Here is a 26215-nt window from a genome sequence, read left to right as displayed (position 1 = left end):
TCGCATGTCAGACGCGCGGCTGGGAGCCCGTGTCGCTCGAGACCTGCTCGAGGCCCGCGCCGCGTGCGTGCGGCAGCTTCGAGCCGAGCACCATGGCGGTCACGTCGCGCGCGATGTGCTGCGGGGTGAGGCCGACGCGCTCGAGGATGTCGCCGCGCGAGCCGTGCTCGAGGAACTCGTCGGGCAGGCCGATCTCGGTCACCGCGGTGTCGACGTCGGCCTCGCGGAGGTCCTGTCGGATGCGCGTGCCGATGCCGCCGACGCGGATCCCGTCTTCCAGGCTGACCACGATGCGGTGATCGCGTGCGAGGTCGATGACGCTGCCCGGCACGGGAACGACCCAGCGCGGGTCCACGACGGTGGCGCCGATCCCCTGCGCCTCGAGGCGCTCGGCGACCTGCAGCCCGATGCCGGCCATCGGGCCGACGGTGACGAGCAGCACGTCCTTGCGCGCCGACTCGGCGAGCACGTCGACGCCGTCGCCGGTGCGGCGGATCGCGTCGTAGTCGACGCCGACCGTGCCCTTCGGGAAGCGCAGCACGGTGGGTGCGTCGCCGACCTGGACCGCCTCGGCCAGCTCCTCGGCGAGACGTACCGAGTCGCGGGGCGCGGCGATGCGGATGCCGGGCACGACCTGCAGGATCGAGAGATCCCACACGCCGTGGTGGCTCGGACCGTCGGGACCGGTGACGCCGGCGCGGTCGAGCACGAACGTGACGCCGGCCTTGTGCAGCGCGACATCCATCAGCACCTGGTCGAACGCGCGGTTGATGAACGTGGCGTAGACGGCGACGACGGGGTGGAGGCCGCCGAACGCGAGGCCGGCCGCGGAGGTCGCGGCGTGCTGCTCGGCGATGCCGACGTCGAAGACCCGGTTGGGGAAGCGCTCGGCCATGCGGTGCAGGCCAGTCGGGCGGAGCATGGCCGCGGTGATGCCCACGAGGCGTTCGTTGTGCTCCGCGAGCCGCACGAGCTCGTCGGCGAACACGCTCGTCCACGAGGGCGCCGATGCCTTCTCGAGCGACTCCCCCGTCTCGGGGTCGATCTGGCCCACGGCGTGGAACTGGTCGGCGATGTCGCGACGCGCGGGCTCGTAACCACGGCCCTTGTCGGTGATGGCGTGCACGATGACCGGCGCGCCGTAGTCCTTGGCCTGTCGGAGCGCCTCCTCCATGGCGCGCTCGTCGTGGCCGTCGACGGGACCGAGGTACTTGATGTCGAGGTTGGAGTAGAGCGCCTCGTTGCCGGTGAACCGGCTGAGGAAGCCGTGCAGCCCCCCGCGCACGCCCCGGTAGAACGCTCGAGCCGGCCCGCCGAGCCGGTCGGCCGCACGGCTGCTCGACAGGTGCAGGTTGCGATACGCCTGCCTCGTGCGCACGGCGCTGAGGAACCGACCCATGCCGCCGATCGTGGGCGCGTAGGAACGACCGTTGTCGTTCACGATGACGACCAGCTTGCGGGTGTTGTCGTCGGAGATGTTGTTGAGCGCCTCCCACGTCATGCCGCCCGTCAGCGCGCCGTCGCCCACGACGGCGACGACGTGCCGGTCGCTCTGCCCAGTCATCTCGAACGCCTTCGAGATGCCGTCGGCCCACGAGAGGGAGCTCGACGCGTGCGAGCTCTCGACGATGTCGTGCTCGGACTCCGATCGCTGGGGGTAGCCCGCGAGACCGCCCGTCTGGCGCAGCGTCGAGAGGTCGCGTCGGCCGGTGAGGAGCTTGTGCACGTACGACTGGTGACCGGTGTCGAACACGATCGCGTCACGCGGGGACTGGAACACCCGGTGGATGGCGAGGGTCATCTCGACGACGCCGAGGTTCGGCCCGAGGTGACCGCCCGTCTTCGACACGGATGCCACGAGGTACTCGCGGATCTCCGCCGCGAGCTGCTCGAGCTGCTCGTGACTCAGCGCATCGAGGTCGCGCGGTCCCGAGATGTTCTCGAGCAGGGTCATGGGATGGAGCCTCCGGTGGTCCGGGCGGCCGCGGCCGCGGATCGAATCGAGTCTACGCCGGGCTCTCTGGGAGGCCGGGAAGAGTTCGGGGCGGCCGGCGCATCCGCCGACCGCCCCGAAGGCGACGCCGCCCTAGACGAGCGAACGCAGCACGTACTGCAGGATTCCGCCGTTGCGGTAGTAGTCCGCCTCACCGGGGGTGTCGATGCGCACGACCGCGTCGAACTCGACGGTCTGCTTGCCCTCGGGCGAGTGCTCGCTCGGCTCGGCGACCACGTGCACGGTGCGCGGCGTGGTGCCCTCGTTGAGCTGCTCGAGGCCCGTGATCGAGACGACCTCGGTGCCGTCGAGCCCGAGCGAGTCCGCGGTCTCGCCAGCGGGGAACTGCAGCGGCACGACGCCCATGCCGATGAGGTTCGAGCGGTGGATGCGCTCGAAGCTCTCGGTGATGACGGCCTTCACGCCGAGCAGGTTCGTGCCCTTGGCGGCCCAGTCGCGGCTCGAGCCCGAGCCGTACTCCTTGCCGCCGAAGATGACGAGCGGAGTGCCCTGCGCCTGGTAGTTCATCGACGCGTCGTAGATGAAGGACTGCGGGCCGCCCTCCTGGGTGAAGTCGCGCGTGAAGCCGCCCTCGACGCCGTCGAGGAGCTGGTTCTTCAGGCGGATGTTCGCGAACGTGCCGCGGATCATGACCTCGTGGTTGCCGCGACGCGAGCCGTAGGAGTTGAAGTCCTTGCGGTCGACGCCGTGCTCGGTGAGGTACTGGCCCGCCGGGCTGTCGGCCTTGATGGAGCCGGCCGGCGAGATGTGGTCGGTGGTGACCGAGTCGCCGAGCTTCGCGAGCACGCGCGCGCCGGCGATGTCGGTCACCGGCGTGGTCTCGAGGGTCATGCCCTCGAAGTACGGCGGACGGCGCACGTAGGTCGACTCGGCGTCCCACTCGAAGATGGCACCCGTCGGGGTGGGGAGGGTGCGCCAGCGCTCGTCGCCCTCGAAGACGCTCGCGTACTGGTGCGTGAACATCTCCTCGTTGATCGACTCGTCGATCGTCTTCTGCACCTCGGCCGCGTCGGGCCAGATGTCCTTGAGGAAGACGTCGTTGCCATCGGTGTCGGTGCCGAGCGGGTCGGTCTCGAAGTCGAAGTTCATCGAGCCGGCGAGCGAGTACGCGATCACGAGCGGCGGGCTCGCGAGGTAGTTCATCTTCACGTCGGGGTTGATGCGGCCCTCGAAGTTGCGGTTGCCCGAGAGCACCGCGGTCACGGCGAGGTCGTTCTGCTGGACCGCGGCCGAGACCTCCTCGATGAGCGGGCCCGAGTTGCCGATGCAGGTGGTGCAGCCGTAGCCGACCGTGAAGAAGCCGAGGTCCTCGAGGTCTTGGGTGAGTCCGGCCTTCTCGTAGTAGTCGGTGACGACCTTCGACCCCGGCGCAAGCGTGGTCTTCACCCACGGCTTGGCCTTCAGGCCCTTCTTCACCGCGTTGCGGGCGAGGAGGCCCGCGGCGAGCATGACCGACGGGTTCGACGTGTTCGTGCACGACGTGATCGCCGCGATCGTCACGGCGCCGTGGTCGAGCGTGTAGCTCTCGCCGTCGGCGGCGTCGACCCGGGTGGGCTTGGACGCGGACTTCGGCGCGTGCGAGTGGTGGTGGTGCACGTGGTTGCTGTACTCGTCCTCCGGCGAGTTGCCGGGCGGGTCGGAGGCCGGGAACGACTCGGCGCCCTCGAGGTCGACGAGGTCGTGCGTGACCTCGGCGTAGTCGGTGAGGTCGAGCTCGAACTGGCTCTTCGCATCGGCGAGGATGATGCGGTCCTGCGGACGCTTCGGGCCGGCGATCGACGGCACCACGGTCGAGAGGTCGAGCTCGAGGTACTCCGAGTAGACGGCCTCGTCCGCGGGGTCGTGCCAGAGGTGCTGCACCTTCGAGTAGGCCTCGACGAGCGCGAGCTGCTCCTCGCTGCGGCCGGTGAGGCGCAGGTACTCGATGGTCACGTCGTCGATCGGGAAGATGGCGGCGGTCGAGCCGAACTCGGGGCTCATGTTGCCGATGGTGGCGCGGTTGGCGAGCGGCACGGATGCCACGCCCGAACCGTAGAACTCGACGAACTTGCCGACCACCCCGTGCTTGCGCAGCATGTCGGTGATCGTGAGCACGACGTCGGTCGCGGTGACGCCCGTGGGGATCTCGCCCGAGAGCTTGAAGCCGACGACCTTGGGGATGAGCATCGAGACGGGCTGGCCGAGCATGGCCGCCTCGGCCTCGATGCCGCCGACGCCCCAGCCGAGCACGCCGAGGCCGTTGACCATCGTGGTGTGCGAGTCGGTGCCGACGCAGGTGTCGGGGTAGGCACGCATGACACCGTCGACGGCGCGGTCGTAGATGACCTTCGCGAGGTGCTCGATGTTCACCTGGTGCACGATGCCGGTGCCGGGCGGCACGACCTTGAAGTCGTCGAACGCGGTCTGGCCCCAGCGGAGGAACTGGTAGCGCTCGCCGTTGCGCTCGTACTCGATCTCGACGTTGCGCTCGAGCGCGTTCTCGCTGCCGAAGAGGTCGGCGATGACCGAGTGGTCGATGACCATCTCGGCCGGCGAGAGCGGGTTGATGCGGTTGGGGTCGCCGCCGAGCGCGAGGACGGCCTCGCGCATGGTGGCGAGGTCGACGATGCACGGCACGCCGGTGAAGTCCTGCATGACCACGCGCGCGGGCGTGAACTGGATCTCGGTGTCGGGCTCGGCCGTGGGGACCCAGGAGCCGAGCGCCTCGATCTGCGACTTCGTGACGTTGGCGCCGTCTTCAGTGCGGAGGAGGTTCTCGAGGAGCACCTTCAGGCTGAACGGCAGCTTCTCGTGGCCGGGCACCGTGTCGAGACGGTAGATCTCATAGGACTGGTCACCGACGTGGAGCGTGTCCTTCGCCCCGAAACTGTTCACTGCAGACACGATGTCCTCTCCTTCGCGGATGCCGCGCGAGCACGCGCACGACGCTCCATCTTCTCCGTCAGACAGGGGGCTGATCCAGCAAGGCTCACCTAAGCGTGCCACGGACCGGCACCGTCATGGGGACGGATTTATCTTGACGTCGAGATAACTGTATCACTCGGCGGAGCGCGCGGCCGACGGGTAGACCGCCCGCACGACGAGCCACGTGAACACCAGCACCAGGGCGTAGAGCGGCACGCCCATGAGCAGTCGCGTCACGCCGAGCGCCTCGACGTTGTCGACGAGGTAGAGCGGCACCTGCACGACGAGCCGGGCGACGAAGAGCCCGATCCACACCAGGGTGAGGAACTGCGCGGCCCGGTACTTCCGCTTGTCCTCGCGCCACGCCACGCCGTCGCCCATCAGGAAGCCCACGATGAGCCCGATGGCCGGCCAGCGCACGAGGAGCGAGATCAGCAGCGCCACGGCGTACGCCGCGTTCGTGAAGAACCCGAGCACGTAGTTGTCGCGGGCATCGCCGGTCCAGAGCGCGAGCGCGGCCGACGCGAGAACGCCGATGAGGCCGGCGATCGCCTGCGTGGGCTGGCCGCGCGTGAAGATCCGGGCGAGCGTGAACACGACCGCGAGCCCCACGGATGCCGCGAGGGCCGGCACGAGCGCGGCCTGCGGGTCCTGGCCGGCGACGCTCGTCAGCAGGCTGTACGTCGTGAGGAAGACGAGGCCGGGCAGCAGCGCCTCGAGGATGCCGCGCACTCCCCCGACGGCCGTGAGCAGGTCGCGGCCGGTCAGCTTCTCCTCGCGCGCGAGCGCGCCGAGTCCGCTCTTCTCCGCCGCGGCGGCGAACTGGCGGGCGAACTCGCCCGAGTCGGGGCGGTCGGCGGCGCCGGCGGCGTTCGCGTCGGCGGCCGCCGGCATCGCGTCAGCGACGGAGCCCGCGTCGGTGTCGCCACCGACGGGTGCCTGGTCGGCCGCGGGCCGCGCCGCGGCATCCGACCGCTCGTCGTGCCCGGGATCGCGCTCGGCGTCGGGTCCCTGCATCGCTACGCGGTGGGCGCGCCGGACGAGGCGGCCGGCATGCGCAGCGGGATGAGGTCGCGCGGCGGCATGGGCGTCGAGCCGCGCACGACGACGATCGAGCGGAAGAGGTCCTCCACCTGTGCGGCCGCCGCGGGGTCGACCGCCGCCTCGCCGGCGATCACGCCGCGCAGGAACCAGCGCGGGCCGTCGACGCCGATGAAGCGGGCGAGGCGCATGTGCCCGGCCTGGCCCTCTGCGGCGGCCACGGGGATCTGGGCGAGCAGCTCGGGGCCGAAGGCGCCCTCGCGCACCGTGGTGGTGCCGCCCTGACGGGCGATCTGGTCGGCGATCTGGGCCCGGATCTCGTGCCACAGCCCGCTCGAGCGGGGTGCGGCGAACGGCTGCACCTGCAGCGTCGAGTTCGCGTAGTCGAGGCCGATCGCGACGACGCGCTTCGTGCCCTCCTCCACCTCGAGGCGGAGGTGCAGGCCTTCGCGGGGCAGCACCTTCACGCCGCCGAGGTCGACGTAGGGCCGCACGGGGTTCGCCTCGGACTCGTCGAACGGGCCGGCGGTGGCCCGGTCCTCGGGTGCGGACTTGGGCTGGTCGACCGGGACCTCGTCGACGTTCTCGATGTCGCTCACGCGTTCACTCCTGACTTGTGCTCCCCGAATCCCGTGGAGCCGAATCCCCCCTCGCCGCGCAGGCTCCCGGGGAGCCGCTCGACCTCGACGAACCGCGCCCGGCTGACCGGCATGACGACGAGTTGGGCGATCCGGTCGCCCGCCTCGATCGTGTAGGCCTCGCTGGCGTCGGTGTTGAGCAGTGCGACCTTGATCTCGCCGCGGTAACCGGCGTCGACCGTGCCGGGCGCGTTCACGATCGTGATGCCGTGCTTGAACGCGAGCCCCGACCGCGGGACGACGAATGCGACATAGCCGTCGGGCAGTGCGACCGCCACGCCCGTGCTCACCGTCGCCCGTTCACCGGGGCCCAGGAGGACGGACTCTGCGGCATGGAGATCGGCGCCCGCGTCGCCCGGATGGGCGTACGACGGGACGCGATCGGCCGTGATCAGCACATCGACGGAATCGGTCACTGTTCGAGGGTAGTGCAGAAGTCTGGTCTGATAGTTCCATGCCCGACTACCGCGAGAAGCTGTGGCCGTCGCCCTGGATCTTCATCGCGACGCTGCTGCTCGTCCCCGCGAGCATCCTCGTGCTCGCCCCCGTCTCCCTGCCGGCCGGCATCGTGACCGGCATCGTGCTCTACATCGCCGCAGTGGGGTCGCTGACCCTCACCGCGCCGGTCATCGAAGTGCGCGATCGGATGCTGCGGGCCGGCCGCGCCCAGATCTCCCTCGACTACACCGGCGAGGCGGTCGCCGCCTTCGACGCGGCCGCGCGCATCGAACGGGGCACGGGACTCGACGCGCGCGCGTACCTCGTGATCCGCGGCTGGGTGCACCCCGTCGTGCGCGTGCCCATCACGGATCCCGCCGATCCGGCGCCGTACTGGCTGCTGTCGAGCCGCCGGCCCAAAGAACTGGCCGCCGTGATCAATGGATCACGACGGCCGGAGCGTGGGGAGGACGCGACCTAGGAGGCGCACTCCATGCAGATCGGACCCAGCTTGGTCTCGTGGTCGATCTGCGAGCGGTGCTTCACGAGGAAGCAGTTCACGCACGTGAACTCATCGGCCTGCGGGGGCAGCACCACGACGTCGAGCTCGACGTCGGAGAGGTCGGCTCCGGGCAGGTCGAAGCCACCGGGGTTGTCGGCGTCTTCGACGTCCACCACACCCGACATCTTGTCGGGGACGCGCTCCTTCAGGGCCTCGATCGACTCGGAGTCGTCTTCGGTCTTGCGCGGTGCGTCGTAATCCGTTGCCATTCCCATCCATTTCCTCATCGCCGAAGATTCGGCGGCCATAGTCTGCATTAAATCGGTGGCGTAAGCAAACCACTTGCGTCCCGATTGCACGGCTGTCCGGACCGGCTACCTGCTCAACTTCCGGCGCGCCCACGCTATTCCCGAAGGCTCCGCATCGCCCGTGGCATCCTTGGGCGGAGACGAAGGCACGGAAGGGCTTGTCGCGATGCAGGAACTGAAGGTAATCGGAGTCGAGAACGGCGCGCTCCTCGCCGCCTCCGACGATGGCGCACGCTTCCGGATCGAGATCGACGAGGTCCTGCAGTCGCGGATCCGCCAGGCGCAACCCGAGACGCACACCGGGCCGAAGCCCTCGCCGCGCGAGGTGCAGTCGCTCATCCGCTCCGGCCTCTCCGCCGACGACGTGGCGCAGGTCACCGGGGCATCCGTCGACTACGTCCGCCGCTTCGAGGGCCCCGTCCTCGCCGAGCGCGAGCACGTCGTGACGTCCGCGCTGGCCGTTCCCGTGCACGTCACGGTGGAGGTCGAACCCAACGACGACCCGCCCACGTTCGGCAGCGTCATCCGCGACCGCCTCGCCAAGCTCGGCGCACACGGCGAACGCTGGGCGAGTTGGAAGGACGAGGAGCGCGGCTGGATCGTGAAGCTCGAGTTCACGGCCGATGCGATCGACCACGACGCCCGCTGGGGATTCGAGCCGCGCAAGCAGTCGCTGCACCCGATGAACGGCGAAGCGACGACGCTCTCGCAGCAGGGCGAGCTGAAGGGCGGCCTCATCCCCCGGCTGCGCGCCGTCGCACCCGAGTCCGACGAGTCCCGCTTCGACAGCGGCGCCTTCACCTTCGACGAGCCCGAGTTCGGCGAGCACGACACCGCGCCGCACCTCGAGCCGCTCCCCTATGCCCGCACGACGCCCGCGACCTCGAGCCCGGCCGTCACGCGCGCCGCCATCAAGCGCGCCGACGAGCCGAAGGAGTCGATGGGCGAGACCGCCGACCTGCTCGAGGCGCTGCGGCGCCGGCGCGGGGAGCGCGAGTCCGCTGCCGCGGAGCCCGAGCAGCCGCAGCTCCCGCTGCCGCTCGCTCCGGCGCCGACGCAGGCCGCCGAGACGCCGAAGGCCCAGCCCGCCGAGGCCACGCCCGAGGAGAAGCCCGGCACGGCCGCCCGCGCGCTCTGGGGCGGCAAGCCGTCGGGCGCGTCGAGCAAGCCCGCCAACGGCTCGGGAACCTCGCAGCGACCCGCGAAGAAGGGCCGTGCGTCGATGCCGAGCTGGGACGAGATCGTCTTCGGCGCGCGATCCGACGACGACCTGGCCTGACCCCTCCGCCGCATCAGGACCGACGCGCGCAGCGTCGTCGTTCCTCGCGCCCTGCCGCTTCGGCACGCCCGGTGCTACCATTCGAACATACGTTCGAACGCGGTGGAGGTGCGCATGCCCCGGGTGCAAGAGCTCGTCGAGGTCTGGACGAGCGACGCCGGTGAGCCCGAGCGGCTCGTGTGGCGTGCGCGGCGCTTCCGCGTGACCGACATGCCGACCACGCTCGTGGGTCCGTGCGACTGGTGGGCGCCGCTGGCGGGGCACGACGTCTCCCCCGGCCGCGTGCCGCTGGCGATCTCGGGGTGGCGCTTCCAGGCGAGCGCCGACGACGGCGAGACGCACGTGTTCGATGTCGAGCACGACGGCGCGCACTGGCAGCTCGTGCGCGTCTACGACTGAATCGGGTTCAGCAGGTCAGGCCCAGCGTCCGTCGCGCGTGACCGCGTGCGACGTCGGCGAGCGGATGCCCTACGCGGACTTCTCGGCGCGACGCGGCTTGTGCGGCACGATGGTGGGCGCCGCGTTGTCGAGCACCGCCGCCTTCGTGACGACGACCCGGGCGACACCGGTGGACGAGGGCACCTCGAACATGATGGGTCCGAGCACCTCCTCCATGATGGCTCGGAGGCCGCGGGCGCCGGTCTGACGCAGCACGGCGAGGTCGGCGATCGCCTCCAGCGCGGCGTCCTCGAAGTCGAGCTCGACGCCGTCGAGTTCGAACATGCGCTGGTACTGCCGCACGAGCGCGTTCTTCGGCACCGTGAGGATCTCCATCAGGGCGTCGCGATCGAGCGGCGTGACGGTGGCGACCACCGGCAGGCGGCCGATGAACTCGGGGATCAGGCCGAACTTGTGCAGGTCTTCGGGAAGGACTTCGCTGAACAGCTCCGCCTCGTCCTGCTTGCTGTGCAGCGGGGCGCCGAAGCCGATGCCGCGCTTGCCCGCGCGCGAGGAGATGATGTCCTCGAGCCCTGCGAATGCGCCGGCGACGATGAACAGCACGTTCGTGGTGTCGATCTGGATGAACTCCTGGTGCGGATGCTTGCGGCCGCCCTGCGGCGGCACCGACGCGACCGTGCCCTCGAGGATCTTCAGGAGCGCCTGCTGCACGCCCTCGCCCGAGACATCGCGGGTGATCGACGGGTTCTCGGCCTTGCGCGCGATCTTGTCGATCTCGTCGATGTAGATGATGCCCGTCTCGGCGCGCTTCACGTCGTAGTCGGCGGCCTGGATCAGCTTGAGGAGGATGTTCTCGACGTCTTCTCCCACGTATCCCGCCTCCGTGAGGGCGGTGGCGTCGGCGACCGCGAACGGGACGTTGAGCTGTTTCGCGAGGGTCTGGGCGAGGTAGGTCTTGCCGCAGCCGGTCGGGCCGATGAGGAGGATGTTCGACTTCGCGATCTCCACGTCGTCGTGGGCGCGGTCGGCGGGCGTGAGCGTGGTGCGGGCGCGGACCCGCTTGTAGTGGTTGTAGACCGCGACGGCCAGGGCGCGCTTCGCGGCATCCTGCCCGATCACGTACTCCTCGAGGAAGGCGAAGATCTCCTTCGGCTTCGGCAGCTCGAAGTCGCCGGCCTCGGTCTCGCCCGCCTCGGCGAGCCGCTCCTCGATGATCTCGTTGCAGAGTTCGACGCACTCGTCGCAGATGTAGACGCCGGGCCCGGCGATGAGCTGCTGGACCTGCTTCTGGCTCTTCCCGCAGAAGGAGCACTTGAGCAGGTCGGCGCTCTCCCCGATGCGTGCCATCGAACCCTCCCTGTCGACGAGTCTGTTCCGAGCCTAGCCCGAGATCGGAGCGTTGCGGCGTGGCGCGCCCGGATTGGGGTCGAGCCGGCAGTTCGCGCTGCGCGAACCCCGCAGGGGGCGTCTGCCGCACGCGCGAACGCGGCGGGCGAGCCGGTCGTGGACCGGTCGTCCGCCGCGTTCGCGCGGTCGGATCGGCTAGCGCGTGAGCGCCGGCAGGCTCTTCCGCGAGGTGAGCACCTGGTCGATGAGGCCGTACTCGAGGGCCTCCTCGGCGGACAGGATCTTGTCGCGGTCGATGTCGGCGTTGACCTGCTCCTGCGAGCGGTTCGAGTGACGCGAGAGCGTCTCCTCGAGCCACGAGCGCATGCGCATGATCTCGGCCGCCTGGATCTCGATGTCGGAGGCCTGGCCGTGGCCGGCCTCGCCCATGGCGGGCTGGTGGATGAGCACTCGGGCGTTCGGCAGGGCGAGGCGCTTACCCGGGGTGCCGGCCGAGGCGATCACGGCCGCGGCCGACGCGGCCTGGCCGAGCACGACGGTCTGGATCTGCGGCCGGATGTACTGCATCGTGTCGTAGATCGCCGTCATGGCCGTGAAGGAGCCGCCGGGCGAGTTGATGTAGAGGATGATGTCGCGGTCGGGGTCCATCGACTCGAGCACCAGCAGCTGGGCCATGATGTCGTCGGCCGACGCGTCGTCGACCTGGACGCCCAGGAAGATGATGCGGTCCTCGAAGAGCTTCGCGTAGGGGTCCTGGCGCTTGTAGCCGTAGGCCGTGCGCTCCTCGAAGCTCGGCAGGATGTAGCGCGAGCCCGGCATCTGCAGGCCGCCGTTCGCGACGCCGCCGAAGGTGGGGGTGTTCATTCGCTCGTTCTCTCTTCTCTCGTCCCTACGCAGCCTGGTCGGTTCCGCCGCCGCCGGACACGTCGAGCGCCGACTCGCGGATGTGGTCCACGAAGCCGTACTCGAGCGCCTCCTGCGCGTTGAACCAGCGGTCGCGGTCGCCGTCGGCGTTGATCTGCTCGACGGACTTGCCGGTCTGCGCCGCGGTGATCTCGGCGAGGCGGCGCTTCATGTCGAGGATGAGCTGCGCCTGCGTCTGGATGTCGCTCGCCGTGCCGCCGAAGCCGCCGTGCGGCTGGTGCAGCAGCACGCGCGCGTTGGGGGTGATGTACCGCTTGCCCTTGGTGCCGGCCGTGAGGAGCAGCTGCCCCATCGACGCGGCCATGCCGATGCCCACGGTGACGATGTCGTTCGGCACGAACTGCATCGTGTCGTAGATCGCCATGCCGGCCGTGATCGAGCCACCGGGCGAGTTGACGTAGAGGTAGATGTCCTTCTTCGGGTCCTCCGCCGCGAGGAGCAGCAGCTTCGCCGCGATCTCGTTCGCGTTGTCGTCGCGCACCTCAGAGCCGAGCCAGATGATGCGGTCCTTCAGCAGTCGATCGAACACACCGGGCTGCAGTGTCGGTTCGGCCATGGATTTCGCTCCGTTTCCGTTGTCGCGTTCACTCGAATCTATCCGGTGCAACACACGCGAACGGGGCTGTTCGCCCTAGGCGGATGCCGCGCCGTCCCGCGGCTCGCCGGGCCTTCGGCGAGCTCCCGTGCGTAGGCGCCGAGCGCCCGCCCGTACTGGGTCACGTGTCCGGCGAGCGCCGCCACGGCCTCGGATGCCGCGAGGCGGGCGTCGCCCGCGTCGACCCGGGCGAGCGCGCGGAACCCGATCACGGCGTCGCGGAGGTCGCCGGACTCGGGCTCGACCGCGTCGAGGAGGGCGATCGCCTCCTCCGGACGGCCGAGGTTGCGCAGCGTCGAGGCGAGCTGGACGTGCAGCTCGATCCGCGCGCGCCCGTCGAGGCCCAGCTCGAGCGCGCGCCGGTAGAGCGGCTCGGCCTCCGCCTCGAGCCCGGCGGAATCGCGCGCACCGCCCTGCTCGAACGGTGCGCGCGGGTCATCGGCGGGCAGCTCGGCGGCGAGCGCGTCGATGCGTCGGATGACCTCGTCGTCGCCGAGCTCGCCCGCGGCATCCCACACCGCATCGACCCGCTGCTGCCAGTCGGTCACGTCACCTCCCGGAGACGACGCGGGGCCGGACGGCATCCGTCCGGCCCCGCGGGGTGATCGATCGCCGACTACTCGGCGTCGGCCTTCTTCGGAGCGCGCTTGCGCGTGGGCTTCTTCGGCTCCTCGGCGTCGGCCTCGGCCTCGGCGGGCGCCTCGTCGGCGTCGGCCTTCTTCGCGGCGCGCTTACGGGCCGGCTTCGGCTCCTCGACGGGTGCCTCGGCCGCCTCGGCGGTCTCGGCCGCGGCATCCGCCTCGGTCGCGTCGGCATCGGAGACGGCGGTGAACTCGGAGAGGTCGACCGCGTTGCCGGCGGCATCCGTCACCTTCGCCTTGCCGAGCGCGATCGCGAGCGCCTTGTTGCGCGCGACCTCGCCGACCATGGCGGGGATCTGGCCCTGCTGGCTCAGGATCTGCACGAACTCGTTCGGGTCCATGCCGTACTGCGCGGCGCCCTGCACGAGGTACTGGGTGAGCTCGTCCTGGCTGACCTGCACCTTCTCGGCCTCGGCGATCGCGTCGAGCACGATCTGGGTCTTGAAGGCCTTGGTGCTGGCCTCGGTGACCTCGGCGCGGTGCTCGTCGTCCTCGAGGCGACCCTCGGACTCGAGGTGGCGGTGCACCTCGTCCTCGATGACGGCGTCGGCGACCGGCACGTCGACGAGCTCGAGGAGCTTGTCGACGAGCAGGTCGCGGGCCTGGGTGCCCTGGCCGAACGACTTGTTGCGGGCGACCTGTTCCTTGAGGCTCGCGGTGAGCTCGTCGAGCGTGTCGAACTCGCTGGCGATCTGCGCGAACTCGTCGTCGGCCTCGGGGAGCTCGCGCTCCTTGACGGCCGTGACGGTCACGGTGATCTCGGCGGTCTCGCCCTCGTGGTCGCCGCCCAGGAGCTTCGACTCGAACGTGGTGGTCTCACCCGCGGTGAGCGACTCGAGCGCGTCGTCGATGCCCTCGAGCAGCTCGCCCGAGCCGACCTCGTAGGAGATGCCGCTCGCGGTGTCGACCTCGGCACCGTCGATGATCGCGACGAGGTCGAGCGTCACGAAGTCGCCCGACGTGGCCGGACGGTCGACGGTGATGAGCGTGCCGAAGCGGCTGCGCAGGCGCTCGAGCTCCTCGGAGATCTCGTCGTCGCCGACCTCGACCGAGTCGACCGTGACCTCGAGGCCGTCGTAGGCGGGGAGCTCGATCTCGGGCCTGACGTCGACCTCGATGGCCAGGAGCAGGTCGCCCGAGAAGTCCTTCTCGTTCGGCCACTCGACGATGTCGGCCTCGGGGCGGCCGAGGGGGCGCAGCTCGTGCTCGGTGACGGCGGCGCGGTAGAACCCGTCGAGGCCCTCGTTGACCGCGTGCTCGAGCACGGCGGCCTTGCCGACGCGCTGGTCGATGATGGGCGGCGGCACCTTGCCCTTGCGGAAGCCCGGCACGTTGATCTGCTCGGCGATGTGCTCGTAGGCGTGGGCGATGCTGGGCTTCAGCTCCTCGGGCGTCACCGAGATGGTGAGCTTGGCGCGCGTCGGGCTCAGCTTCTCAACCGAAGTGGTCGGCATGGGGAGGATCTCCTGTTGTGTGGAAGTTCGTGTCGGGTCTCGTCTCGGGCGACCCGTCGGGGCGACAGGATTCGAACCTGCGACCTCCCGCTCCCAAAGCGGGCGCTCTAGCCAAGCTGAGCTACGCCCCGAGTCGCTGACTCAACTCGTCGATTCACCCGCGCGGGCATGCCGAAGCACACGTCAGGCGGATGGACCCCCGAAAGTCTACTGCACGGCCGCGCGGGCCTGTCGCACGCGGCGCGCAGGCGTGGCATGCGGCATCCGCCCCGACCGTTCTCAGGATCCCCCGACCGCATCGGCCCCGTTCTCAGGAGAGATGGCCGCCGTCACGCCGCACTCCGCTCATGCGATCCTGAGAAACGGAGTGCGCGGTGGCGGAGCGCGTTGCACGGGGCCCCCGGCGCGACACGCCGTGATGAGCCCCCGTGGCCCCCGAACGGGCACTGTGGATGGTCTGCCAGCGGGCGGATGCCGCGTGGCAGAGTGTGCGCATGACCGACCGAGCCCTGGGCGATCGTGTCGCCGGCCTGCGCCGATGGCCGACCGATCCGTCGCAGTTCGTGGACACCACGCGCTGCCCGGCGTGCTTCAGCACGCTCGCCTCCACCCGTTGCGACGTGTGCGGCCTCGACGTCGGCGTGCCGGCCGCGACAGAGCTGTTCCGGATGTCGACCGGGATCTACGAGCATGAGCAGGCGCGGCAGTCGTTCATCGACGGCATGCGGGCGGCGCAGTCCGCGCGCGAGGCCGGCGCGACGAAGCCGGCGGATGCCGCGGCGCCCGCCTCGATCCCCGCTGCCGCAGGCTCGTACGTCTCCGTCGCCGTGGCGTCGCCCCGACCCGCGGCTCCGGTGTCGACTGGTCCCGCGCCGGTGGTCCCCGCGGTACCCGCCGCGCAGCCGTCCGTCCCGCCGCCCTCGACGCCCCCTGCCGACGTTGCTCCTGCTTCCCCTTCCCCGGCGCCGCAGAGCCGGCGTCGCTCCGGCGTGCAGGTGCTGCTCCTCACGCTCGGCGTCGTGCTCATCTCCGTCACGGCGATCGTGTTCCTCTTCGTCGCCTACCTCGTGGCGAGCCTCGAGGTGCGTTCGGTCATCATCGCGGCCGCGAGCGTGCTCGTGCTCGGCGTGGCCTGGCTGCTGCGCGCGCGGGGCCTTCCGGGCACGGCGGAGGGCGTGGCATCCGTCGCCGTCGTGCTGCTGCTGCTCGACGTCTGGATCGTGCGAGCCAACGCACTGTTCGGCACGACCGCCCTCGAGCCGTCCGCCTACGCCGGCATCGCCATCGCCGTGGTCGCGGTGCTCCTGGCCGGCGCCCGCGTCGCGAGCCGCATCCGCGTCCCGGGGTTCGCGGCTGCCGCGCTCGCGCCGGTGTCCGCATTCCTGCTCGCGTACGCCGTCGATCCCGACACGGCGACCGGGGCCTGGCTCGGCGGCCTCGCGGTCGTGGTCCTCGCGGCCGTCGCCGTCGCGCTCCTGCCGCGTTCTCCCGAGCGGATCATCCTGTGCTCGGCCGGGCTCGCCGGCGCCACCGTCGCCCTGGCCACGGCGGGGTGGGCGCTGCCCGACCCTGCGTGGGGTGCGACCTGGGCGTTCCTCGCCGTCGGCGCAGCGACCATCCTCCTCGTGATCGCCACCGTCGCGGCGCGCGTTCCCGCCGCGCGGGCCTGGGGTGTCGCGGCAGGAGTCGGCGCGGGTGCAGCCATGGCGCTCGCGCCGGCGGTGGGCGTGAGCGCCGAACTCGACGAGGCGCTCGCGACCTGGCTCGCTCCCGCCACGGCCGGAGCCGTCGCCGCGGTCTTCGCCGCCGTCACCCGCGGCCCCGTCGCCGTGCGACGCCCTGCGTTCGCCGCCGTGATCGCGGCGGCCGGCATCGCCGCGTTCGCCTCGATCTGGGGCGTGTTCCTCATCTGCGCGACGACGTTCGAACGATTCCTGGCGAGCGACCCGCCCTGGCAGGTCGGCCACGGCGCGGTGATCCGGTGGACGTCGGAGACGAACCTGGATGCCGCCACGATCCTCGTCCCGTTCGTCCTCGCCGCCGGCTCCCTCGTGGTCCTGCTCCTCGTCGGTGCGGCACGGAAGCTCATGGCGATTCCGGTCGCCCTGGCCCTCGTCGGCGCGATCGCGGTCGGAGTGATGGCGCCGGGTGTGGCGCTGCCCGTCGCGATCCTCACGGCGGTGGGGGCCGTCGCACTCGGACTCGCGGCACTCCGCGCGCGGATCCCGGCACCGGGCCTGCTGCCGGTGCTCGCGGCGCTCGGGATGGGCGCCGCCGCGTTCGCGTGGTGGATCGGATGGTCGAACGCGGACGTGTGGCCGTGGGCGACCGCAGCGCTCCTTGCGACCATCGTCGCGGGCCGCGTGCTGGCCACCCGGGTCTGGCCCGAGCGTGCGGCGCCGCCGGTCGGCGCGCTCCATCTCGTGACCGGCGTGGCGATCGCGGCCGCGGCGTCGTTCGCGATCCCATCGTGGTTCGAGGCCCTCGGCGTCGAGGTCGCCGATCCGTGGACGTCCGGGCTCCTCTGGCTCGGCATCGTCGCAGCCGTGCTGTCGGCCGCGTTCGTGTTCGCTCCGCGCCTCGCGCCGCACGACCGCGTCGCCCTGGCGACGCCGGCACTGACTGCCGCCGTGCTGGGTGCGATCATCGGCGCCCTCGTCGCGGCCGTGTTCGGCGACGAGTCCCTCGCCTGGCTCACCGCCGCGATCATCGCGGTGGTCGCGAGCGTCGGGGTGCGCGTGACCTCGATCCGGTTCCTGCGCCTCCTGCTCGCCGCCGTCGGACCCGCGATGATCGCCCTGGCCCTCGAGCGGGCGCTCGCGTCGATCCCCGGCGCACCGCCGTCGGTCCTGGGCCTGGCCGCCGGCGCGCTCGCGTCCGCCGCGCTCGCCCCGCTCGTGCTGCCGCCCGATCGCCGTGCTCGGACCGCCTGGCGACTCTCGGTCGGGCTCGCGGGAGTCGTGGCCCTCGCCGCCATCGGCTCCGCGGGCGACCAGGCGTGGCTGGTCCTGCTGGTGCTCACGCCGGTGCCGATCATCCTCGCCGCGCTCGACGGCGACCCGATCGGCGGCACGTCCGACACGCGCCACCTCTCCTGGCTCAGCCTCGCCCTGGCGGTCGCCGCCGCCTGGACCCGGCTCGCCGGCTCGGGTGTCGACGACGTCGAGGCCTACACCCTGCCCCTCGCCGCGGGTCTCGCGATCGCAGCCGGCCTCCTGACCTGGCGCCGCACGGCACCGCCCGCCCCGACCGCGATCGGTCGTACCGCGCTGTACGCGTCCGCCGCGGGCGTGGCCGTGCTGCCGAGCGTCGCGTCCGCGGCGGAGTCCGAGCTCCGCACGCTGGTCCTCGTCGCCGCCGGCGCGGTCGTCGCGCTCGCCTCCTCGTTCCTCCCCGAGCGGGCGCGCGGCGTGCCGATCCGCCTCCTCGGCGTCGCGACCGGCTGGGTCGCGCTCACGGGCGCGGCGCTGGTGCGCGGCGCGGCCGTCGGCAACGGCGCCCCGAGTGACCTGGTCGTGGAGTTCTGGCCCCTGCTCGCCCTCGCCGCGGGCGTCGCGCTCGCGGTCATCTGGGCCCGCTCGGGCTCACGACCCGACGTCATCGGCGAGGTGCTGCTCGCGGCATCCGCCGTCGTAGCCGCCGTGCCGACCCTGCTGGCGATCGTCTCGGGCGATCAGCCGACGCTGCGGGCCGCGGTGCTGTTCCCGGTGTTCGCAGCCGCGCACGTGGGCGCCGTCGCGACTCGGGCACGACCGTTCGCCGGTCCGATCCTCGCGTGGAGCACGCTCGGGGTGCTGGTGCTCGGCGGCCTCGCGGCGCTCTTCCTCGGTCGCGTCGAGCCCTTCGACCTCGTCACGGCGTCGGTCGGTGTCGCCCTCATCGGCGCGGGGGCGATCCGGATGTCGCGATCCCCCGGGATCGGCAGCTGGCCCGCGCTCGGGCCCGGCCTCGCCGTGCTGCTGCTGCCGCCGCTCCTGGCCGACTTCACCGAGTCCGAGCTGTGGCGGCTCATCGCGCTCGGCGTCGTGGCCGTGGTCGCCGTGGTCGTCGGCGCCGTCCGACGCCTGCAGGCACCGCTCCTGCTCGGCGGCGGGGTGCTGCTGGTGCACGCGATCGCACAGCTCTGGCCATGGATCACGTGGGTCTACGAGGCCGTGTGGTGGTGGCTGTGGCTCGGGGTGGCGGGCGTCATCCTCATCGCGCTGGCGGCGACGTACGAGCGGCAGCTCCGCCTCGCGCGCGGGGTCGTGCACTCCATCGGCGAGCTGCGCTGATCGCTGCGGGCGCGGATGCCCGTGGCATCCGTCAGATGCGCTCGACCCACTGCTCGCGCCACTCGGGCGCCTCGAACGGCAGCGACCAGTACGCGGTCTCCTTCGCGATCTTCCCGTCGCGGAGCTCGAAGACGAACACCGCCTGGTACTCGGCCTCGTCGCCGTAGTCGAGCGTCGCCTCGAGGACCCAGACGTCGCCCTCGCCGACGATGCGTCGCGGCGTGATCGCGGGCAGCTTGGGGAAGGCCCGATAGACGCCCCGCCGGTTGTCGCCGCCGACGATCCGCTCACCGGACTGCGGCCAGTCCATGACGGCGTCCTCGTGGAACACGTCGTCCATGCCGTCGACGTCCCCGGCGTTCAATGTGGCGACCAGCGCCTCGACCGTGTCTCGCCCGCCCATGCGCGTTCTCCCTCGAACGGATGCCGCGCACGCCTGCCGGGAACGGCCTCGGCCGTGTACTACGATGGTCCGGTGCCCGCGCGGGCGCCACGCGGATGTAGCTCAATGGTAGAGCCTCAGTCTTCCAAACTGATTACGCGGGTTCGATTCCCGTCATCCGCTCCACCGCTTCCTTCCTTTCGTCCGAGGCCCTTCGATGGGGCGCTGTGGGCGTCGCTCGCCGGGCGTATGCTGCGCGGAGAAGCACCATCGCGTGCGCCTCGTCGAAGGGGGCCATCGTGACCGCACGACGCTCGGAGCGGACCCGCGTGGTCGCCGACCTCGCCTGGCTCGCGGGCCTGACCCAGGTCGTGTTCGGCCTCGCGCTGCTGGCCTCGCCCGAGTCGGCGGTCGTCGCCGCGATCTTCGCGATCATCGCGGGCTCGCTCGCGGTCGTGGCCGGGGCCATGCTGCTCAACCAGGTCCCGACCTCGTGGACGACGATGACGTTCGCGTTCGTGCTCTCGATCGGCGCGTCCGCCTACGCCCTGTGGGTCGCCACGCCGTACTGGTGGGGAGCGGCCGTCAGCGGCGTCCTCGCGCTCGCCGGCCTGATCGTCGAGTGGACCGATCGGATGCCGCGAGCGTCGGCCGGCGTCGGCCGGTCGCGCCGCTCGCACCCGCCGTCGCACCCCTGACCGTCGCTCGGCTCACCCCTCCGACGGGGCGCTGCGCGATCGCGGCGCCCGGGAGTATGTTGTGCCGAGGACGACCCTGTGCGGGCGCATCGGGAAGGAGACCCTCGTGCGGACCCGAGTGCTCATCACCATCGCCGTCGCGGTCGTCGCCGCCGGCGCGGCGCTCGCCGTCTGGGCGGGCCTCCGTCGGCGGTCGATGCCTCCATCGATCCCGTCGCCCGTCCCACCGACCGACGACGCGGCATCCGCCCGCCATCGCGAGCGGATGCAGCCGAAGAAGCCGCAGTCCTCGCTCGCCGAGCGCTGGACCACCGTCGACGGGATCGACGTCTTCTACCGGGAGTCCCAGAACCCGCCCGATGCTCCCGTCATGATGCACGTGCACGGCTTCGGCCTCTCGGGCCGATACCTGCTGCCCACGGCCGAGCGGCTGGGCGACGAGTTCCACACGCTCGTGCCCGACCTGCCGGGCTTCGGACGCAGCGGCAAGGCACCGAACGCGCTCGACGTGCCCGACCTCGCACACGCGGCGGCCCGGTTCCTCGACGAGCGCGGCATCGACAAGGTGACCCTCGTCGGCAACTCCATGGGCTGCCCCGTCATCTGCGAGTTCGCGTACCACTACCCCGAGCGCCTCGAGCGCGCGATCCTCGTCTCCCCGGCGGGCGGCCTGCACAACCAGCCGCTGGCGCGTGCCGTCGGGCAGCTCAGCCGCGACGGCACGCGGGAGCCGGCGCGCATGATCGGCGTGGCCACACCCGACTACCTGCGATTCGGCGTGCCCAGCACGTTCAAGATGTTCCGGTCGCTCACGCAGTACCCGTCGCTCGAGCGCCTGCTCGAGCTGCACATCCCGACCCTCGTCGTCCTCGGCGACCGGGATCCGCTGCTCCCGCCGCCGCACCGGGTCAGGGAGGTGGCCGAGGAGACGGACAGCCACGTGCTGGTGGTCGGCATCGACGGGGCGGCGCACGCCATCAACTACAGCCACCCCGGTGAGCTCTCGAACGTGATCCGGCAGTTCATGGCCGACCGGCCGATCACCGACGACCCCGACTCGCCGGGCGACGCCCGCGTCTACGAGGTGCACCGCGGCGTCCATCACCCGCCGGCGAAGACCGACGCGTGAGCCGGCGGATGCCCCGACGCCACGTCGCGGCAACCGCTGGTCGACCCACTGAGCCGAGCCTTCCCTTCCTTGAAATACCACGCTCGCTGCGTAGCGTTGAAGCAGACGAACGCACACGGAAGGTGACACGATGACCGACACGAAGACCGCCCCGAAGGCCACCACGTCCGGCGCCAACGCCGACGTCGCCGCAGGCGTCGCCCAGTACCTCACTCCGGTCGTGCACGAGCTCGTCGCGCTCGTCGTCAACGGCAAGCAGGCGCACTGGCACGTGCGCGGCGTCAACTTCATCGCCGTGCACGAGCTGCTCGACGACGTCGTGGCGCACGCCCAGGAGTGGGCCGACACCGCCGCCGAGCGCGTGGTGGCCCTCGGACTCCCCATCGACGGCCGGCTCGCGACGGTCGCCGCCAAGAGCGGCGCGGCGAACCCGAAGTTGGGCTTCCAGCCCTACGACGAGGCGATCGCCGACGTCGTCGCGCAGATCGACCTCGCCACCGAGAAGGTGAACGACGCGATCGAGGGCCTGGCGGAGCTGGACCCGGCCAGCCAGGACGTCGCGATCGAGATCCGTCGTGGACTCGACAAGGACCGCTGGTTCCTCTTCTCGCACATCGCGGTCAAGTAGCCGCGATGGCGGGCCGACCGGGCCCGGGTGCAGAATGCCGCTATGACGGCGGATGCACCCGGGCCCGGGTCGTCTCCCGGAGACGACGTCGCGCGCCTCACGGATGCGCAACGGTCGCTGCGTGCCCAGATGCTCGCGACCGAGCACTGGAGCCTCCTCGCCTCGCGCTCCACGACGCAGAGCGAGGTCCTGACCCGCATCGCGATCTTCCTGACGCTCGTCTCCGCGGGCCTCGTCACGCTGGGCGTGCTCGGCAACGCGACGCAGTTCAGCGGCTGGTTCGGCGTGGCGGCGCTCGGGATCCTCTTCCTGCTCGTGGTGCTCGGGCTCATCACGCAGCTTCGCGTGTTCAACACCGCGTTGGAGGACCTCGCCTACGTCCTCGCCATGAACCGGCTTCGGGCCGCGTACGTCGACCTCGACCCCGGCATCCGGCCGTACCTCATGATGGGGACGACCGACGACATGCCGGGGTCGCAGCAGACCTACTACCCCTTCGTCGCTCGCGATCGCTCGCAGGTGTTCGCCAGCTCGATGGTGCTGATCCTCGTGGTGCACGCCGCGCTGGCCGGGCTCTTCGTCGGCGCGCTCGTCTACACGTTCACGGCATCGGTCGGATGGTCGATCGGCATCGGCGCCGTGGTCGTCATCGCGTCGTTCGTGGGCTGGATGGCGTGGGGCTACCGCGGCTACCGCGCGGTGTGGCGGCTCCACGAGCCGCTGCGGACGACCGACGGAGGCTGACGACCGTCACCGCGCGCCCAGCGCTGCGGCGGGCCTCAGCGCTGCAGCCAGGCGAGTACGGCGAGCACGCGGCGGTGGTCGGTGCCGGAGTCCTCGAGGCCGAGCTTCTGGAAGATCGAGGTCACGTTCTTCTCCACCGCGCCGACGCCGATGAACAGCTGCTTCGCGATGCCGGTGTTCGTGCGTCCCTCGGCCATGAGCTCGAGCACCTCGCGCTCGCGCGGCGTGAGCGAGGCGAGCGGGTCGCCGCGACGGGCCAGGAGCTCCCGCACGACCTGCGGGTCGAGCACGGTGCCGCCGGCGCTGACGCGCTCGACGGCGTCCTGGAGCTCCTCGAGCGAGGCCACCCGGTCCTTCAGCAGGTAGCCCATGCCGCCCTCGCCCGAGGAGAGCAGCTCGTGCGCGTAGGTGCCCTCGACGTATTGGCTGAGCAGCAGGACGCCGAGCTCGGGCCGACGCCGGCGCAGCTCGATCGCGGCCCGCACGCCCTCGTCGCGGAACGTCGGCGGCATGCGCACGTCGAGCACCGCGAGGTCGGGGGTGTCGCCGTCGAGCGCGGCGAGCAACGCGTCCGCGTCGCCGTAGGCGCCGACGGTCTCGAAGCCCGCCTCGTCGAACAGGCGCACGAGCCCCTCGCGCAGCAGGACGGAGTCCTCGGCGAGCACGATGCGGAGGGGGCGGCGGGCGGCATCCGTCATGCCCTCACCATATCGGCGCGACGGCGGCGGCCTCGGGCGGCAGGTGTGCCGGGGACCGGTGGTCGAGGAGCGAGCGCGGCACGCGTATCGAGACCGTGCACGACGATCTCGATACGCGGCGACTGCGTCGGCGCTACTCGATCACCGATGCCGCGACGGGCGCGAACGGCACGTGCGCGCCGATCACCGTGGGACCGCCCTCGGGGCTGTCGACCACGAGCAGCCCGCGGAGGCCCTGCACGCGCTCCTCGAGTCCGGCGAGGCCGTGACCCGGTCGCGGCGAGGCGCCGCCGTGCCCGTTGTCGGTGACCCAGAGGTCGAGCCAGTGCCCCGATGCTCCCGTATCGCGGCTCGCGATCCGCAGTCGGATCGCGCTCGCGCCCGAGTGCTTGGCCGCATTGGTGAGGAGCTCGGCGGCGATGAAGTACGCGTTGCGTTCGATTGCGGCCGGCAGCGGGGCATCCGTCGCGAGCCGGTTCTCGAACTCGACCGGCACCGGGCTGCGGGCCGCGAGGGACTCGAGCGCGCTCGCGAGGCCGCGGTCCTGCAGGAGCGGCGGGGCGAACCCCCGGGAGAGGGCGCGCAGCTCGTCGAGCGCCTCGCGGGCCTGGTCGCGCGCCTCGCCGACGAGGGCCTTCGCCGAGTCGGGATCGTGCTCGAGCCGGCGCTCGATGGTCGCGAGGTCCATCTGGAGGCGCACGAGCCGCTGCTGCGGGCCGTCGTGGATGTCGCGCTCGAGACGGCGCAGCGAGGCGTCCTCGGCCTGCACGGCCGCGCCACGCGATGCGGCGAGCGAGGCGACCTCGCGCTCGAGGGCCTCGGAGCGCCAGGCCCCGAGCATGCCGCGGGCGATGCCTTCGTGCATGAGCGTGAGCCCCCGGAACACGAGCGGCAGGGTGAGCGCGAAGATCACGCCGACGAGGACCTCGAGCACGCGCTCGCCGAACACGGGATCGATGGGCGCCGCGTCGGGGAAGAAGCGCTCGAGGAGCCATTGGCTGAGCCAGAACGTGCGCTCCTGGTTCGGGATGAGCGGCTGCCAGATCCAGCCGGTCAGCCCGGCGAGCGCCGTCGCGGTCCACGCCACGGTGAGGCTCCACGAGACGATGCTCGCGATGGGGTTCACCACGAGCGCGTGCAGCAGGTACAGCCAGTAGTGGCCGTCGATGAACGGCCCGAAGACCGCACGCCAGAAGCCCTGGGCGCCGTCGACGCGTTCCCAGGCCGGCCGGCGGATCTCCGGCCGCCCGGCCCAGCGCAGGCGGACGAGCTCGAGCGTGCCGAAGCCGCGCGCGATGTAGAACGACGCGACCATGAGGAAGATGCCGACCACGATCGCGACGAGGCCGAGGCCCGTGAAGAACACCGTCGAGATGATGGTGAGCCCGATGATCGCGATGGGCATCGTGAGGATGAGGAAGCCGAACTCGCGGGGCACGGCCGCCCAGAGGGAGCCGTAGCCGCGGCGGCGCGGCGCGGCATCCGTGGCGCTCGTCGTGGTCGTCGACATCGGTGCGGTGCTCGCCCCCTCGGCGGTGGTGGCGGGTCGGAGGATCGCGGTCGTGGGATCCGCGGCTTCGTTCCCGGGTCGGTCGGTGGGCACGGTGTCAGTGCTCATGGTCGGTTCCTCCTGTCATCGTGGCAGACGTGCCCGGTTCGACGACGGCGAACTGGCCCATCATGCCCTGGTCCTCGTGCCACAGCAGGTGGCAGTGGTACATGTACGTGGTGTCGGGATCGGTGTAGTCCTCGAAGCGCATGAGGAGCTCGTACTCCCGGTGCGGCTCGGCGTGGATGGTGTCCTTCCAGCCGGCGAGCTCGGGCGGCGGCGGCGCGCCGTCGATGGACGCGACCCGGAACTGCACGTCGTGCACGTGGAAGCTGTGCGGCACCTCCGTGTCGTTCGTGACGACCCAGCGCTCGAGCGTGTCGACGGTCACGGTCTCGTCGATGCGACCCATGTCCATGGCGTGCCCGTTGATCTGGAAGCTGTCGTCGAGGCGGAACGTGCGCGTGGTCGCGACGTCCGCCTCGTCGTAGGGCTCGATCGTCGCGAGGTGCTCGGGCACCGGACTCGCTGCGGCGAGCTCGTCGGCGGCACGCACCTCGAGCACGTCGAAGGAATCGGTGTTGGCGTTCATCGCGGCCACCGGCCCGACCATCCCGGCCGCCTCGGCGGTCATCTCCGACCGCAGCACGACCCGCTCGCCCGGCGTCAGGCGCACGAGCACCTCCGCCCGCTCCCCAGGTGACAGCACGATGCGGTCGAGCGGCACGGATGCCTCGAGCAGCCCGCCGTCGGTCGCGATGAGCTCCACGGGGCGATCGTCCGACCAGGTGAACCCGTAGGTGCGCGCGGTCGAGGCGTTGAGCAGGCGGAGCCGGACGAGTTCGCTCCTGGCGTCGAGGTACGGCGTGCGGGTGCCGTTGACGAGGAGTTCGTCGCCGAGTCCGCCCGCGTATCCGCGAACGGGAGACTCGCGGCGGCCGTCGGACGAGAAGCCGGTGTCCTGCACGATGACGGGGATGTCGTCGACGCCGTAGTCCGAGGGCAGGCCGAGCGCCCGCTCGTCGGGGTCGTGCAGCAGGAACATGCCCGCGAGGCCGCGGGCGACGTGCTCCTCGGTCTCGCCGTGCGGGTGGGGGTGGTACCAGAGCGTCGCCGCCGGCTGGTCGATGGCCCACGTCGGCGACCACGTGGCATCCGGGTCGACCATCTGGTGCGGGCCGCCGTCCATCTCGGCAGGCAGGTGCATGCCGTGCCAGTGCACGGTCGTGGGCTCGTCGAGCGAGTTGGTCACGTCGACCCGCACGCGCTCGCCTCGGTCGGCGACGAGCGTCGGACCGAGGTAGGTGCCGTTGAAGCCCCAGGTGTCGCTCGGGACGCCCGGCTCGAACTCGGTCGTGCCCGCCTGCGCCTCGAGCGAGAACACGCGCGTGCCGTCGGCGTCGACGGTCGACTCGGCGAGCGGCGGGATGGCGAGCGGCCGGTCGAAGTCGACCGTCCCGACCGTGTCGACGGGCCCGGGCCCGGCGATCCCGCACCCGGCGAAGGCGACGGCGACGAGGGCGCCCGCCGCGACGGCGGCGAGGGCGGTGAGCGCGGCCTTCGGACGGCGGATCGCGGTGACGGCGATGCGTGATGCTGGCATGCTTCCAGCCTCGCGACGGCGGCGCC

At 71.4% G+C, this 26215-nt stretch carries 23 protein-coding genes and 2 tRNA genes; 9 read left to right on the top strand and 16 right to left on the bottom strand.

Translation table 11 applies throughout. The features are described 5' to 3' along the window. Positions 1 to 7: 7 nt before the first annotated feature. The 5 genes from dxs to dut form a co-directional block, all read right to left on the bottom strand. The gene (gene dxs, locus ACWGO8_RS16865; RefSeq protein ID WP_452044145.1) at positions 8 to 1954 is read right to left on the bottom strand and encodes a 1-deoxy-D-xylulose-5-phosphate synthase; all 1947 of its coding nucleotides are present in this window, start codon (positions 1952 to 1954) and stop codon (positions 8 to 10) included. A 132-nt stretch (positions 1955 to 2086) separates the two neighbouring features. Then, a complete protein-coding gene (acnA, locus tag ACWGO8_RS16860; protein WP_452044144.1) occupies positions 2087 to 4897 on the bottom strand; it encodes an aconitate hydratase AcnA in 2811 nt (936 codons plus the stop codon). Positions 4898 to 5050: 153 nt separating this feature from the next. After that, a complete protein-coding gene (locus tag ACWGO8_RS16855) occupies positions 5051 to 5935 on the bottom strand; it encodes a DUF3159 domain-containing protein (RefSeq protein WP_452044143.1) in 885 nt (294 codons plus the stop codon). Positions 5936 to 5937: 2 nt separating this feature from the next. Then, positions 5938 to 6558: a DUF3710 domain-containing protein gene (locus tag ACWGO8_RS16850; protein ID WP_376954934.1), complete on the bottom strand. Its 621-nt coding sequence runs from the start codon at positions 6556 to 6558 to the stop codon at positions 5938 to 5940. Then, positions 6555 to 7013: a dUTP diphosphatase gene (dut, locus tag ACWGO8_RS16845; RefSeq protein ID WP_376954935.1), complete on the bottom strand. Its 459-nt coding sequence runs from the start codon at positions 7011 to 7013 to the stop codon at positions 6555 to 6557. Before dut ends, ACWGO8_RS16850 begins: the two co-directional genes overlap by 4 nt. Before the next feature lie 38 nt (positions 7014 to 7051). On the opposite strand from dut, the gene ACWGO8_RS16840 reads away from it, so the two are divergent. Next, positions 7052 to 7516, top strand: a complete 465-nt coding sequence (locus ACWGO8_RS16840; RefSeq protein WP_452044142.1) for a DUF3093 domain-containing protein — start codon at positions 7052 to 7054, stop codon at positions 7514 to 7516. On the opposite strand, the gene ACWGO8_RS16835 is transcribed toward ACWGO8_RS16840, so the two are convergent. After that, entirely contained in the window at positions 7513 to 7806 is a 294-nt protein-coding gene (locus ACWGO8_RS16835) for a DUF4193 domain-containing protein (RefSeq protein WP_148734830.1), read from the bottom strand. The two genes, ACWGO8_RS16840 and ACWGO8_RS16835, sit on opposite strands and share 4 nt — an antisense overlap. Before the next feature lie 205 nt (positions 7807 to 8011). Here ACWGO8_RS16835 and sepH point away from each other — a divergent pair, with 205 nt between their 5' ends. Together sepH and ACWGO8_RS16825 are read left to right on the top strand one after the other, a co-directional pair. Further along, positions 8012 to 9124, top strand: a complete 1113-nt coding sequence (gene sepH, locus ACWGO8_RS16830; protein ID WP_452044141.1) for a septation protein SepH — start codon at positions 8012 to 8014, stop codon at positions 9122 to 9124. 114 nt (positions 9125 to 9238) lie between these two features. Further along, positions 9239 to 9523, top strand: coding sequence for a hypothetical protein (locus ACWGO8_RS16825; RefSeq protein ID WP_376954939.1), 285 nt, complete (start codon positions 9239 to 9241; stop codon positions 9521 to 9523). Between the two features lie 69 nt (positions 9524 to 9592). On the opposite strand, the gene clpX is transcribed toward ACWGO8_RS16825, so the two are convergent. The 6 genes from clpX to ACWGO8_RS16795 form a co-directional block, all read right to left on the bottom strand. After that, positions 9593 to 10870, bottom strand: a complete 1278-nt coding sequence (gene clpX / locus ACWGO8_RS16820; protein ID WP_452044140.1) for an ATP-dependent Clp protease ATP-binding subunit ClpX — start codon at positions 10868 to 10870, stop codon at positions 9593 to 9595. Positions 10871 to 11065: 195 nt separating this feature from the next. Continuing rightward, positions 11066 to 11734 carry an ATP-dependent Clp protease proteolytic subunit gene (locus tag ACWGO8_RS16815; protein WP_452044139.1) on the bottom strand — a complete coding sequence of 223 codons (669 nt, stop codon included), beginning with the start codon at positions 11732 to 11734 and terminating at the stop codon, positions 11066 to 11068. A gap of 25 nt (positions 11735 to 11759) precedes the next feature. Further along, entirely contained in the window at positions 11760 to 12392 is a 633-nt protein-coding gene (locus tag ACWGO8_RS16810; protein ID WP_274379505.1) for an ATP-dependent Clp protease proteolytic subunit, read from the bottom strand. Further along, on the bottom strand, positions 12389 to 12937 hold the full coding sequence (locus ACWGO8_RS16805; protein WP_452044138.1) for a tetratricopeptide repeat protein: 549 nt from the start codon (positions 12935 to 12937) through the stop codon (positions 12389 to 12391). The genes ACWGO8_RS16810 and ACWGO8_RS16805 overlap by 4 nt, the downstream gene beginning before the upstream one ends. Before the next feature lie 68 nt (positions 12938 to 13005). Next, positions 13006 to 14484, bottom strand: coding sequence for a trigger factor (gene tig / locus ACWGO8_RS16800; RefSeq protein ID WP_452044137.1), 1479 nt, complete (start codon positions 14482 to 14484; stop codon positions 13006 to 13008). A 56-nt stretch (positions 14485 to 14540) separates the two neighbouring features. Continuing rightward, a tRNA-Pro gene (locus tag ACWGO8_RS16795) sits at positions 14541 to 14615 on the bottom strand. Positions 14616 to 14978: 363 nt separating this feature from the next. On the opposite strand from ACWGO8_RS16795, the gene ACWGO8_RS16790 reads away from it, so the two are divergent. Beyond that, positions 14979 to 18758: an SCO7613 C-terminal domain-containing membrane protein gene (locus tag ACWGO8_RS16790; RefSeq protein ID WP_452044136.1), complete on the top strand. Its 3780-nt coding sequence runs from the start codon at positions 14979 to 14981 to the stop codon at positions 18756 to 18758. 31 nt (positions 18759 to 18789) lie between these two features. On the opposite strand, the gene ACWGO8_RS16785 is transcribed toward ACWGO8_RS16790, so the two are convergent. Next, a complete protein-coding gene (locus ACWGO8_RS16785; protein WP_452044135.1) occupies positions 18790 to 19161 on the bottom strand; it encodes a nuclear transport factor 2 family protein in 372 nt (123 codons plus the stop codon). A 91-nt stretch (positions 19162 to 19252) separates the two neighbouring features. On the opposite strand from ACWGO8_RS16785, the gene ACWGO8_RS16780 reads away from it, so the two are divergent. The 5 genes from ACWGO8_RS16780 to ACWGO8_RS16760 all read left to right on the top strand — a co-directional run bounded on the left by ACWGO8_RS16780 (position 19253) and on the right by ACWGO8_RS16760 (position 22339). Further along, positions 19253 to 19326 (top strand) — tRNA-Gly (locus tag ACWGO8_RS16780). 113 nt (positions 19327 to 19439) lie between these two features. Then, positions 19440 to 19838: a hypothetical protein gene (locus ACWGO8_RS16775; RefSeq protein WP_452044134.1), complete on the top strand. Its 399-nt coding sequence runs from the start codon at positions 19440 to 19442 to the stop codon at positions 19836 to 19838. A gap of 106 nt (positions 19839 to 19944) precedes the next feature. Then, entirely contained in the window at positions 19945 to 20967 is a 1023-nt protein-coding gene (locus ACWGO8_RS16770; protein ID WP_452044133.1) for an alpha/beta fold hydrolase, read from the top strand. A 130-nt stretch (positions 20968 to 21097) separates the two neighbouring features. Continuing rightward, on the top strand, positions 21098 to 21595 hold the full coding sequence (locus ACWGO8_RS16765) for a Dps family protein (RefSeq protein WP_452044132.1): 498 nt from the start codon (positions 21098 to 21100) through the stop codon (positions 21593 to 21595). 42 nt (positions 21596 to 21637) lie between these two features. Further along, on the top strand, positions 21638 to 22339 hold the full coding sequence (locus ACWGO8_RS16760) for a hypothetical protein (RefSeq protein WP_452044131.1): 702 nt from the start codon (positions 21638 to 21640) through the stop codon (positions 22337 to 22339). 35 nt (positions 22340 to 22374) lie between these two features. Here the strand turns inward: ACWGO8_RS16760 and ACWGO8_RS16755 are convergent, their stop codons facing one another. From ACWGO8_RS16755 to ACWGO8_RS16745, 3 genes are all read right to left on the bottom strand, one after another. Beyond that, on the bottom strand, positions 22375 to 23037 hold the full coding sequence (locus tag ACWGO8_RS16755; RefSeq protein ID WP_452044130.1) for a response regulator: 663 nt from the start codon (positions 23035 to 23037) through the stop codon (positions 22375 to 22377). A gap of 133 nt (positions 23038 to 23170) precedes the next feature. Further along, the gene (locus tag ACWGO8_RS16750) at positions 23171 to 24655 is read right to left on the bottom strand and encodes a sensor histidine kinase (RefSeq protein ID WP_452044129.1); all 1485 of its coding nucleotides are present in this window, start codon (positions 24653 to 24655) and stop codon (positions 23171 to 23173) included. Continuing rightward, positions 24645 to 26189 (bottom strand): multicopper oxidase family protein, encoded by a 1545-nt coding sequence (locus ACWGO8_RS16745; protein ID WP_452044128.1) that lies wholly within the window; start codon positions 26187 to 26189, stop codon positions 24645 to 24647. The genes ACWGO8_RS16750 and ACWGO8_RS16745 overlap by 11 nt, the downstream gene beginning before the upstream one ends. Positions 26190 to 26215 lie beyond the last annotated feature (26 nt).

This window comes from Agromyces sp. NPDC055661 (assembly GCF_053618135.1).
This window is presented reverse-complemented; position numbering and strand designations above follow the sequence as displayed.